This is a genomic window from Pseudomonas sp. NFIX10 (genome assembly GCF_900111955.1).
In the GTDB taxonomy this organism is placed as follows: domain Bacteria; phylum Pseudomonadota; class Gammaproteobacteria; order Pseudomonadales; family Pseudomonadaceae; genus Aquipseudomonas; species Aquipseudomonas fluorescens_AA.
In genome coordinates, this window is record NZ_FOKH01000014.1 from 1 (window position 1) to 11,889 (window position 11,889).

Genomic DNA, 11,889 nt, shown 5'->3' on the forward strand with positions numbered 1-11,889 from the left:
ATTTCAGAAATGCCGATGCCTTCATCGCTTTTCTGGGCCTAGACCTGCGTATATCGGACTCAGGGAAAAAGAAGGGACGCCGCTGCCTGTCTAAGCGAGGTGACCCAGAGGCCCGTCGATTGATGCATAACGCCGCGATGTCGGCGAGGCGCACAGCGGCATGGAAGGGTTTTTATGAGGCACTAAGGGCCCGGGGACTCAGCACAACCGAAGCATTAGTAGCACTGGCCCGCAAGCTTGCCCGAGTGGTATTCGCCCTGCTGAAGAATCAGAGCGAATACTTACCGAAAGGCATTTAGGGGGTAGCCCTGCACCATAGAATCTCCCACAGAAATGGCGGCGCTATCACCCGGATAGTCAGAACATCATCCGCCACTGCCCCATCAGCGTGCCGTTGCGATTGTCCTGGCCAGTTTCACCCTTGTAGCTCACCCCCAATGTGTGTCGTGGCGAAACGGCCAGGTCCAGTCCGGCTTCCAGGAGCCAGCTGTCCCGGTCCAGCTCGATGCCCTCGACGGTATAGGTCTTGCCGCCGCCGACCAGACGTTGCCGAGAACTGCCTCGGACGTCGCCATAGAGGTGTTTCCAGCCGACATTCAGGCGCGGCGTCAACCGTGCTCCCTGATCGAGAACGAAGGGGCGGGCGAGGTGCAGGCCCAGCTCGCTGGTGGAGTGGTCTTGGGTCTGGCTCTCGAACCGCAGCGCCGCGTCGCCACCTTTCTCCGTGAAGCGATCGCGTTGGTAGCGCTGGTAGCCCAGTTGGACATAGGGCTCGATATCGAAATGCCCGACGTCCAGGTTGTAGCCGACTTGCCCGAAGACTTGCTGCGTGTTGGCGTCGTAACGACCTTTGATCCGATCGCTGAAACCGTTGAAAGCCACGTGGCGCTTGGTGCTGCCGTCGTGATCGCCATACACCGCGCCCAGGCGTAGCGCCAGCGGGCCATCCTGACGCAAGGCATAGGCGCCGATATGCCAACTGTCGAGCCGACCCTCGAATCGATGACCGTCCAGCCGCGTCTCGCTCTTGGCGCCGATGACCCCCAGGCGCCAAGTCGGGTTGATCGCCCAGTCGGTTCCCAGCAGCAAACCTGTTGTCGAATGCTTTAGCGCGTAGTCGTCCAGATGCTTACCGATGCGGCCACTGTTGCCGATGGCCTGGACCCAGACCTGTCCATTGCCATGGGGGCCCTGCGAAGTGTCCTGGCCAATGGCCGCGAGCACCCCGCTGCTGATGGGGATGATGCTGCTCAAAGTGGCATTGCCCAGGTCGGCCACATCGTAGCCAGTGAGCTGGTCGATGGCGTCGGCGGCGGTCACCAAGTTGGTTCCGAGCAGGGCGTTGATGGCGGTGTTGGGTTCTGGTTGGGGCTCGATGGTTTGAGCCTGGACGGTGGGGGAATGGATAGTGCTGATGGGCTTGGATGATTCGACGGGTGGATTTGCGAGGGCCTCTACATCCGGCTGGCCACCAACTGCCTCGGCAACGTTGGGCGCTTCGATAGGCTCAGGTGCGTTCGGTTTGACCTGTTGCACGTCTTCAATCGCCTTCACAAACGATTGCGCGTTATCGGTATTCGCTGCCTGCGTTATCGGCACCCTGTTGCGGGCATAGGTCAGGCTGACTTGGGTTTCTGTGTAGTCCGGTTTCACTTCCAAAAAAGCCGGGTCACTGTCGATCTTTCCAAACTTACCCACGACCTCCTTCGCTTCGAGCACGATGTGGTTGCTGCTGCCGACATATTCGCCTGGCACGGCGACAACTTTCAGGGTCGCATCGCCCAGTGTCGCGGTACCACCGACCTTGATCGTGGCGCTGCCTTTCTCTGTGCCGATGCCGTAGACCATCGTCGCGTTCTTGGAAAATTTAAGGTCGTTGGCAATTGAAGGGGCGCCGATTACAGGGCCGACTTCCATCGTCCCCGCCACATCCAATGCGTCGACCGTCCCGTTGCCGCTGAACTTGGCCTTTTTCCCCACGAAGACAGGCCCGGTCACTGTGCCCTGGTTGGCGAACTCACCAAGAACGTGTACCGCCCCACCTATACGGCCGATGTTAATCAGTTTGGCACCCGAATCGATCAAGGTTTGGCTGTCGAAAGCCTTGCTGTTCGACCATTCGCCTCGCTTCAAATACAGATCCTGGAAATGGTCTATTTCACCCAGTTCGCCTCCCTTGGCGATCTCCAGTTGCAAGACATTGGCACCGCCGCCACCGTCGGTGAGCCCGACGAGTTCGCCTTGCCTGCTGACAATCACCAGATCGTCACCGTTGTCCTGCGACAGCGGCATTTCCTGGGCGTTGGTGACCCGCTTGATATTGATGCCTGGCGTAGCTGCGAACGCCTTGAGGCGAGCCTGCATTTCGGCGGTTGTTTCGAATGGACGGGATGGCCCGTCAACGGACTGCGCCATCGAAACCTCGACACAACCAAGTGCCAAGGCAATTGCCAGCGCGAGATGCTGGGGCAGAAACAGGTGTTGGGTAGGCATCGAATGGGACCTCTGATGGAAGAGGTCGCACTTTAAAAATTTCACCCTGGGCGGCGATGCCAGCCATTTTCTCGCCGCGGGCAAGATTCAGCGGATGAAATCTGTAGGCTGCTCGTGCTGCGATTAGCGTGGCGGTTCGTTGGCTTTCATGGTTCGAAGCTTTGCCTTACAGCCCGAACGGACCTTTCTATTTGACCGGCGTTTGACGGAGCAATACCCCACCACTCGGCACCTCGCCTAGGCTCGGTGCATGGTTAGGAATGAACGCGTTTCTCCTGTGGGAGCGAGCTTGCTCGCGATAGCGGTGAGGCAGTTTGCGGTGATGTTGGCTGTGCCGACGTCATCGCGAGCAAGCTCGCTCCCACAGGTTTTTGTACCGGGCCATGCGGGTGAGTCATACCGGCAATTCTGGCAACGGCTCAGCGGTTATTCAGATACGCCTTCCCATAATGCCGCTCCATCCGCGCCTGGATCAGCTCCAGCGCAATGGACATCAACCAGTAAATGATCGCCGCGGTGGTGAGCATTTCGATGTAGCGATAGCTGGAACGACCATAGGACTGCGCCAGGAACATCACTTCCCAAACCCCCATCACCGAGATCAGCGAAGAATCCTTGAGCATGGAGATGAATTGGTTGGTGGTCGGCGGGATGATGGTGCGCATGGCCTGGGGCAGGGTGACGCGCCAGAAGATCACGGTTTCGCTCAGGCCCAGGGCGAGGGAGGCTTCGCGTTGGCCGTTGGGGACGCCGAGGATGCCGGCGCGGAAGATTTCGCTCAGGTAGGCGCCGTAGTTCAGCGACAGGGCGATGATCCCGGCGGCGATGGCGCCTGGGACCACGCCCAGTTGGGGCAGGCCCAGGTAGATCAGCAGGATCTGGATCAGCAGGGGCGTGCCGCGAAAGAACGACGCGTAGAAACTGGCGATGCCGAACGCCACGGCGCTGCTGGACAGGCGCGCCAGGGCAGTGATGAAGCCCAGCAATGACGAGGCGACGATCGAGCACAGGCACAGGAACAACGTCAGCACCGCACCCTGCAAGAAGCCATTGGGCGCCAGGTGCACACCCAGCAGGTTCGGCAGTTTGTCGAGGATGATGGAGAACTTCAGATCGAAGCTCAGGAAGAAACTCGCGAACAGCACCAGCATGGCTGCCCAGGTCAGATACAGCCGGGTGCGAAAACCGAAGATTTTCTGCAGGCGTGACTCAGCCACCGATGGCGGTGGCTGAGGGGGTGGAAAAGAAGTCATTGGGTGATGTCGGCGCCGATCCATTTTTGCGAGAGTTTGCTCAAGGTGCCGTCCTGTTTCAACTGGGCGAAGACTTCACGCACCTTGCTGTCCCACTGGGCGTCGCCTTTTTCGATGGCCACCGAGTTCGGTTCGGAATAAAGCGGCTCGCCGGCCAGCTTGAAGCGCTTGTCTTCGGTCAGGCGCGGTTGCGCCGTCACCAGGTTGGTCAGCACCGCGTCCAAGCGCACCCCGGCGCCCAGGCCCAGGTCCTGGAACGCCACGTTGTCGGTGTCGTACGGGGCGACCTGCACGTCCTCGAACGGATAGCTCCGTTGGGTATCCTCGGCGCCTTCGATCACCAGGTTCTTGTTCAGGTAGCTTTCGTAGCTGGAGGCGCTGGTCAGGCCGACTTTCTTGCCGCTCAAGTCCTTGGCACCGTGGATACGGTCGTCCTTGGCGTTGACCACGATCACCGCGGGCGAAGCGTAGTACTGCACCGGAAAGTCGAACACTTCGGCGCGGGCCTTGCTCGGCGTCATGGAGCAAATGCAGATGTCATAGCGCCCGCTCCAGTGACCGGCCGCGATCACGTCCCAGGACGGCGTCTCCAGGCGCAGTTTCACCCCCAGCTTCTGCGCCACGGCCTTGGCCACGTCGACGTCGAAACCGTCGAGCTGGTTCTGCTCGTTGAGGAACGAGAAGGGCGGATAGCTTTCCATCAACACGCCGACCAGTTCTTTTTTCTGTTCGATGCGATCCAGCGTGGCACCGGCAAACGCTTGCGAAGAGGCGGCCAGCAGCGTCAGACCCAGGGCCAGCAATGGTTGTCGTTTCATGTGAGGGCCTGTTAGAAAAATAAGTTGTAGTTAACCGAATGGTGCGTATTAAATAGTTATAAGAACAACACCGGTAGTGAGTATTTTTCATAAGCTTATGAGTGAATCGCATATGGGCGTAGCAACGACAGTCATTCTTGATGGCGGCATGGGCCGCGAACTGCAACGCCGGGGCGCGCCGTTCCGCCAGCCCGAATGGTCGGCCCTGGCCTTGAGCGAAGCGCCCCAGGCGGTAGAAGCCGTGCACGCGGCCTACATTGCCAGCGGCGCCAACGTGATCACCAGCAACAGCTATGCGGTGGTGCCGTTCCATATTGGCGAAGCGCGTTTTGCCGCCGAAGGCCAGGCCCTGGCCGCGCTGGCTGGCGAGTTGGCGCAACGGGCGGTGCAGGCCTCAGGCAAAACGGTGCGCGTGGCCGGGTCGCTGCCGCCGCTGTTTGGTTCCTATCGGCCGGACCTGTTCGACGCTTCCCGCGCGAGTGAACTGTTGGCGCCCCTGGTAAACGGCTTGGCCCCCCATATCGATTTGTGGTTGGCCGAGACCCAAAGCTCCACGGTCGAAGCGCGGGCGATTCACGCCGGTTTGCCGAAGGACGGCAAGCCGTTCTGGCTGTCGTTCACCCTGAAAGACGAAGACACCGATGAAGTGCCGCGCCTGCGCTCCGGCGAACCGGTGGCGGAGGCCGCGGCGGTGGCGGCCGAACTGGGCGTTGAGGTGCTGCTGTTCAACTGCAGCCAGCCGGAAGTGATCGGCGCGGCGATTGACGCTGCCCGCGATACCTTCGAGCGCCTGGGCGTGACGATCCACATCGGGGCCTACGCCAACGCCTTTCCGCCGCAACCCAAAGAAGCGACCGCCAACGACGGCTTGGACCCGTTGCGCGAAGATCTCGATCCACCGGGTTACCTGCAATGGGCGGCTGACTGGCGCAAGCGCGGGGCCAGCCACTTGGGTGGCTGCTGCGGGATCGGACCGGAGCATATTGCGGTGTTGGCGCAGCAACTGGGCTGAGCCGTCTGGCGGGTGACTGCCCTCACGCCAGGCCGGCCCCACGGCCATCGATAGAGGGCGACACGTTGGATTACGTTTTTCTCCAGGCTGCCTAGCCACGCTATAAATATGTATGCCGTTTGGGCGGCGACGGCGCGATAGGGTCCGGATTCTTCAATCAGAACCGGACCATTCAGATGGCTACTTTCTCCAAAGGCGATCCGGCCAACGCCGTCGTCCCCCAGGGCGAACCGCTCAGCGCCCAGGCAAGGGTGCAACTCAGGCAACTGGAGTTGCTGGACAACAACCAGACTCAACTCACCCGGTTGTTTGCAGGCCTTCCCACGTTCGACGGGGTGCTTGGGAATCTGCTGGTCAGCCTGCTCAAGGCGAAGATTCCCGCCGACAGATTCCGCCCATCGCTGCTTGCGGATATCGATCCGGATAACTGCTACGTGAACCGCTTTACCACGGACCAGGCCGGTGGCCGCGCCCTGACGTCCTCGGAGCGTTTCACCGATGTCCTGCGCAACGGTTTGCTCAGCGACACGGCGCCTGACTTCACGAACGGTGGCGTCGGCTTTTTCACCCGTCCGGACTCGCTGGAGGAGGCCGACAGCGTATTTGCCCGGCAACCGGACGCGCAGACGCTACGGGCCTTGGCGTCGGTGTTCCATATTTCCCGGCCCACGGCAAACGAACGGCTGAAACGTCAGTTCCGTGACGAACTGGCGCGCTTTCGCCTTGGCAAGAACCGGGGCGACGCCAGCGAGGCGACCGCACCGTCCACGGCTGAAGCGGTCCTCGCCCAATTGCTTTCCCAACGATTCCTGCACCTGTTCAACTTGTATAAAGCGGATCGGGATCCTGCCGCTCCACTCACCCAAGCCGCGCGAATCCTGCAGGCCGATGACGATCGCCTGCTGGACCTCATCACCACCCATCCTTCCCAGGCTGACAGGAACCGGCTGCTACGGGCGCCCATTCCCCACGCCTATGCCGTCCTGCTCGACCAGGGCACGGCCTCGCCTCGGAAGTGGCCCGCGGCGATGGTGATCAAGTTCACGGATCGGCCCTCGTTGTTCCTGTATTCCCTGGAACGCGGGCTGCAGCGATTTCACTCTTTCCAGGACCTGGTCGACAACGTCCGTCCGCTCCACGAGGGGCAGGAACGCTCAATCCGGGATATGTCCTCTGAACTGGCCGGGCATGTGTTCGAGGTGGCGGCAGCGGACTTGCTGCAGATGCAAAGTGCCGCCCTGGAGGCGGTGTTGACTGCGCCGGACAACGCAACGGTGCCGGTGGATGTCTTTGCCCAGCGAACGGAAGCTGCCCTTGGCCTGCCCATGTTGTCACTGACCGGGCCACTGGCGGCCCGCCAGGAAACCTTGGTGGACAATCGTCGCCCGGGTTTCTACAAAGCCGCGACGCGGGCCGAACAGGCCCGCTATCGCCAGCTCGAAGACCGGGTATTCCAGGCCGTCTACGCGTTGGGCAGCGGTGTCCCGACGCTGGTGCAGTTCACTCGCCAGAAGATCCGGCAATACCTTCAGCAAAGCATCCACCCGCGCATAGAGCCGGATCCGGACCGGACCATGGTCAGGCTGTTCTTCGGCGATCGGGCCAACCCGAGGCAGTGCCGGACCAGCAGCCTGACGCAGTTGATGCTCGATAATCTGCGTGCGCCGCAGTACCCGAACGCGATGAGAGAAGTGCTGGCCGTTGATTTGGTCGACCGGCATGGCCAACGTGTCCGGCACCCGACAAGCGGTTTCCTGATCACGGTGACCGGGAGCGAACTGGCCCGGATGGCGTCGAGCATCGATGCCGGTGGCCGCTATGAAATCCTGCTTCGCGAACAAATGAATACGCCGCACTACAAGGCGGCCTGGCAGACGGCGTACCTGGCCAACCTGGCGTTCAAAGGTTACGCGGCCGGGCTCCGGGGCGACGATGTGTTCAAGGCGACTGTGATCAATCCCGACGCCAGCCCACCGAAGGCGCAGAAGCGGGTCGCGGCCTGGCTGGAGGCGCTGCTGCAATCGCCCACCGCTGCCAAGCGCCCATCGGTCGACGGGCGCAGCGTGCGCGTCTACGGACTGCTCTTGGGCGGCACCGTCGGTTTGCAGCATGGCACGACGGGCAATGCGATCAGCATCGATGGCGTGCTGGTCCTTTCAGACCAGCCGGGGCCGCTGATCGAGGGAACCGTAGGCGTCTATTTCCCGGACAGCCCTCATGGCGATGACTTCCATGAGTTTTCGGACCTGAGCGACGGCGTCACAGGGTTGCTGCAACAAGAAGAATGGCGCACGTATTTCCGTTCGCGCATGTCCACCCTCGACCCGGAGGAGATCAAGCGTGCGCTGGGGCAATATCGCGGTCGTCCCCTGGTTCGAGGGTTCCTGATCAGTGGCAACTTCCTCGAGGACTTTCACCGGGCCCACGTCAACTTCCACAGCGCCCATGCCGATCACCGCTCCAACAGCAACCGGGATATCAGTCACCAAACCGCCTTGAGGCTGGCGATGATGGTGGTGGAGCTGGTCATGGACCTGGCAGGCCTGCTGCTTATCCCCGGTTTCCAGATGCTGACGCGTGCGGTCAAAACGGGTTTGCTGGTGCTCAAGACCGGTGCCGTGCCCACGCACCTGGACACGCTGATGTTCGTGCACACGGTGGCGAACACCCGACGGTCGCCAGGCCTCGGCGGCGTGCCATTCAAGGTGCGAGGCCAGGGGACTTTCCTGCCGGCAGCGTCTCGGCAGAACTCGACTGAAGCGCTGCTCGGATTGCCCCTGGAGGACGCGCTGTACTGCCGTTATGCCGTGACGGATACCGCGTTGCTCCGTGGGCTGTCAGCGGATACCCGGGGCTTCTATCGCCCCACTATCACCGATGGCGCCACGGGCCGCGTCACACGCCAGGTGTATGTACGGCAACCCGATGGGACGGTGTTCCGGGTGCACGACCATACGCCGCTCAACGCCACCGAAGCCACCATCGTCAACCCGGCCACAGGGTTGAGCATCCGCTCCAGCGGGGTGATGAGGAGCACCGTGGCGCGTGGGCCCGATGGCGAGTGGCGCGCCGTAGGGTATGGCCTGGGCGGAGGAGGCAAGCGCCCGTCGCAAGGCTCTCCCCAGCCGGGCCCTTCAGATCCCAAGCGATCGGCACCCTCGCTTCGCGCCGTTTCCGACCTGATCCGTACACCAGGGGTATGGGACGTCCAGATCATGGAACTGGTGCCTTCCTTCATCACCCGCATTCCAAGTTGGCCGCGAAATCGCAGCTTGCTGATCATCGACCGACGCCATGGGCACCGGGATTGGACCGTGCGTTTCACCCCAGGGCAGTACGAAAGCAGCTACCCATCGGGCGCGCATCCGCTCAGGTCAAGCACGGACGTGGTGCTGATACGCACGGGGGAAAACCACTACACATTGAGGCTGGCTGACAATACGGACGTCACGTTCGCGGCCGACGGCGATTGCTTCTTCAACGCCGTCGCGCGGGGATTGAACGAGGGGCAGGCGCAGCCGACGGTTTCGATGCAGGGACTGCGTAATGAAGCGGCCGCCTACATCGATCAGCACCCGGAGCTCAACAATTACCTGGTGACGCAGCCCACCGGCCTGCAGCAAGCGCTCGCCGATAATGCCCGTCCCCTGGAGAACCTGTTGGGCGAGGGGGCGGTATTCGACCTGAGTCAGATTGTCTACGGGGCGCGCAACCCACATAACCTGTTTCAACCGCTGCTGAGGCTCTTGCACCTGCATGCAGACGACATGGCGCGCCGGGTATTGAACCAGGCATCGGACGCCGCCTTGCCGCCGGAAATACTGCGCTACATCGGCAGCTTCGTGTCTCCACGGGCTCCGGGGCGACCGGTGCTGAGCAGCATTCCCTACTACACCCAGAACGATCAATCCCTGCGGAGCTTTTTCGAGGACACGCTGCTGGCGCCTGTCGAGCCTACGGAAGTGGGCGAACTGCTCAACAATGAATTCCTCATGTTCTCCCAGGACGTGCTCCATATCATGCTCGAGTACGGGGTCAAGGCCCGGGACCTGACCGATCACCACCCCAAGAACAGCATGGCGTACGTCCGCTACGATCAGGCCGTGCATGGTCATCTTACTGAAGACCAACTCGAAAACACGCTCAACGGTGCCTTTTTGGTGGACAGTGAGGACTTGAAGAAAGTCGGAACAAGGTTCAAGGAGGAAACCGGCCGCAGCATGTTCGACGATGAAGATCTGTTGGCGCAATTCATCCAATACGACCGGGCCGAGGATCTGGTCGACCTGCTCACCGTCGCCCTCCAACGATTCCCTATCTTGTCGAGGCGGGCGAACATCCTGCTCAAGTCTCCGTTGATCGCTTCCAACCTGGGCGGGTTGTTTCCCTTGAATCTGCTTTCGCAATGGATACGCACCCCTGGCTTATCCGATGCGCGGCTTGACCTCATTGCCCAATATCTCACGAGCCGTTATGACGAATTGGAGCTGTACGGCAGCATCGATATCCGTTGGATGCAGCCGTTCGATGATTGGAATCTGCAAAACCTGTTCACGCATCGGCAGGCCTTGCTGGAGTTCTCCGGCTTTATCCTGGAGGCCCGATACGTCAGGGACAGCGACTTGTCTGCTGTCGCCAGATTGTTCAGTGCGCCGGGACAGCCGTTTTCCAATAGCCGGATCGCTGTCCTGTTCAACAGGCCGGACCTATGGTCGTCCATTCTCGCCATGCGCGGGATCACGCGCGCAAGCGCCCGGAGCATTTGGCTGGATCTGATGGGACCGCACTTCAGCAACGACAACATCCGGTTCGTGCTGGGCCGACCCGGTTCGCTCGACAGCGAGTTAACGTTCGCGAGCGCCTTGATCGACAGCCTGACCCAGGACGAGGCCCGGGCGCATCGGCTGATTTTGGATGCCTACAGCATGAGCGACAGGCAAGCCCAGTACTTCCTCTACAACTTCGATTTTTCGGGGGGGCTTGCGGGGCACAGCCGGTTGGATTTCGCCAGTTATGTGAACGCCCATGGGGCCATACCGCAATGGGCCTGGCCGTTTGCCCGAAGAGGGGTGACGCCCGAGGTGCTCAAGCCATTCCTGGCCACGAGGAAACCGCCTGAGTCCTGATAGGCCGTCTTGAATGATCGCCACCGCGAACGGATGCGCGGTGGCGATCATTCTTCAGGCTGAGCGACACTCTGCCAGGCTACGTACCTGGCCGCCCTCGCTTTGGTTCTCCTCGCTCAACCAGCGCTCGAACCCGGCGCCGATAGCGGGCCATTCCGAATCCAGCATCGAATACCACGCGGTGTCACGGTTCTGGCCCTTGACCACCATGTGCTGGCGGAACACGCCTTCGAACGTGAACCCCAGCCGTTCGGCGGCGTATTTGGAGCGAGCGTTGCCGTTGTTGCACTTCCATTCCAGCCGGCGGTAACCCAGGGCGAAAGACTCCTTGGCCAACAGGTAGACCGCCTCGGTGCTTTTCGGCGAGCGCTGCATCGGTGCGCCGAAGGTCACGTGGCCGATCTCGATGCGGCCCTGGGCCGGGACGATGGACATGAGGCTGAGAATGCCCTGCACCTCGCCGCTGGCGCGGTCGATCACGCTGAATAAATACGGGTCGGTGTTGGCGGCGTGGTTGTTCAGCCAGGCATCGAACGCGTCGCGCTCCTTGAACGGGCCATAGGGCAAGTAATCCCAGAGTTTCGGGTCGGCCCCGGGGCCTTCGAGGGCTTGCCACAGGCCGTCGGCGTGCCGCGCCGGATCGAGTTTTTCCAGGCGGATGAAACGCCCTTCGAGCAATTGCGCGGAGGGCGCCGGGACACCTTTCCAATCAGCGAGTGAAGACGACATGGGGCGCTCCTTAAAGGGCTTTGCGAAATTGAATGAAGCCTGGGCGCTCGGCGATGCGCTCATACAGCTGGATCGCCGTGGCGTTGGTTTCGTGGGTCAACCAGTGCACCTTGCAGCAGCCATCGGCCTTGGCGGTGGCGTAGACGAACTCGATGAGCTGGCGACCCACACCGGTGCCACGGCTCTGTTCTGTCACCAGCAAATCTTGCAGGTAGCAGGAGTTCTCGATGCTCCAGTTCGAACGGTGATAGATAAAGTGCACCAGGCCCACCGCCGTGTCGCCCTTCCAAGCCAGGGCAGCATGGGTCGGTTCACGCTCATCGAGCAAGCGCTGCCAGGTGCTTTGGCTGACCGCCTCCGGCAGTTCGGTGTTGTAGAAGCGCAGGTAGGCTTGCCACAACGGCAGCCAGGCGGCGTGATCGTCAGCGCTGACGCGGCGGATGTCGAGTTGGCTCATG

Annotated in this window: 8 protein-coding genes; 3 read left to right on the forward strand and 5 right to left on the reverse strand. The window is 61.4% G+C overall.

Annotated features, from left to right (window positions below; translation table 11 throughout):
- A partial coding sequence (locus tag BM321_RS14590) for a transposase (RefSeq protein ID WP_139197133.1) occupies positions 1-299 on the forward strand: 299 nt, incomplete at its 5' end.
- 58 nt (positions 300-357) lie between these two features.
- On the opposite strand, the gene BM321_RS14595 is transcribed toward BM321_RS14590, so the two are convergent.
- The 3 genes from BM321_RS14595 to BM321_RS14605 form a co-directional block, all read right to left on the reverse strand.
- Positions 358-2,538 (reverse strand): autotransporter outer membrane beta-barrel domain-containing protein, encoded by a 2,181-nt coding sequence (locus BM321_RS14595; RefSeq protein WP_371856626.1) that lies wholly within the window; start codon positions 2,536-2,538, stop codon positions 358-360.
- 374 nt (positions 2,539-2,912) lie between these two features.
- Entirely contained in the window at positions 2,913-3,746 is an 834-nt protein-coding gene (locus BM321_RS14600; protein ID WP_060739974.1) for an amino acid ABC transporter permease, read from the reverse strand.
- Entirely contained in the window at positions 3,743-4,564 is an 822-nt protein-coding gene (locus tag BM321_RS14605) for an ABC transporter substrate-binding protein (RefSeq protein WP_092442958.1), read from the reverse strand. Before BM321_RS14605 ends, BM321_RS14600 begins: the two co-directional genes overlap by 4 nt.
- Positions 4,565-4,676: 112 nt before the next feature.
- Here BM321_RS14605 and BM321_RS14610 point away from each other — a divergent pair, with 112 nt between their 5' ends.
- Both BM321_RS14610 and BM321_RS30915 read left to right on the forward strand, forming a co-directional pair.
- Positions 4,677-5,576, forward strand: coding sequence for a homocysteine S-methyltransferase family protein (locus BM321_RS14610; protein WP_092442959.1), 900 nt, complete (start codon positions 4,677-4,679; stop codon positions 5,574-5,576).
- 176 nt (positions 5,577-5,752) lie between these two features.
- Positions 5,753-10,702 carry an OTU domain-containing protein gene (locus tag BM321_RS30915; protein WP_256573523.1) on the forward strand — a complete coding sequence of 1,650 codons (4,950 nt, stop codon included), beginning with the start codon at positions 5,753-5,755 and terminating at the stop codon, positions 10,700-10,702.
- A gap of 54 nt (positions 10,703-10,756) precedes the next feature.
- Here the strand turns inward: BM321_RS30915 and BM321_RS14620 are convergent, their stop codons facing one another.
- Positions 10,757-11,431, reverse strand: coding sequence for a GNAT family N-acetyltransferase (locus BM321_RS14620; protein WP_092442960.1), 675 nt, complete (start codon positions 11,429-11,431; stop codon positions 10,757-10,759).
- A 10-nt stretch (positions 11,432-11,441) separates the two neighbouring features.
- Complete coding sequence (locus tag BM321_RS14625) at positions 11,442-11,888, reverse strand: GNAT family N-acetyltransferase (protein WP_092330952.1); 447 nt, start codon at positions 11,886-11,888, stop codon at positions 11,442-11,444.
- Position 11,889: the final 1 nt, after the last annotated feature.

What these genes read in the sequence shown, in the direction of transcription:
- BM321_RS14605 (WP_092442958.1), bottom strand. Translation starts at nt 4,564, where the DNA reads ATGAAACGACAACCATTGCTGGCCCTGGGTCTGACGCTGCTGGCCGCC.
- BM321_RS14620 (WP_092442960.1), bottom strand. Translation starts at nt 11,431, where the DNA reads ATGTCGTCTTCACTCGCTGATTGGAAAGGTGTCCCGGCGCCCTCCGCG.
- BM321_RS14600 (WP_060739974.1), bottom strand. Translation starts at nt 3,746, where the DNA reads ATGACTTCTTTTCCACCCCCTCAGCCACCGCCATCGGTGGCTGAGTCA.
- BM321_RS14610 (WP_092442959.1), top strand. Translation starts at nt 4,677, where the DNA reads ATGGGCGTAGCAACGACAGTCATTCTTGATGGCGGCATGGGCCGCGAA.
- BM321_RS30915 (WP_256573523.1), top strand. Translation starts at nt 5,753, where the DNA reads ATGGCTACTTTCTCCAAAGGCGATCCGGCCAACGCCGTCGTCCCCCAG.
- BM321_RS14625 (WP_092330952.1), bottom strand. Translation starts at nt 11,888, where the DNA reads ATGAGCCAACTCGACATCCGCCGCGTCAGCGCTGACGATCACGCCGCC.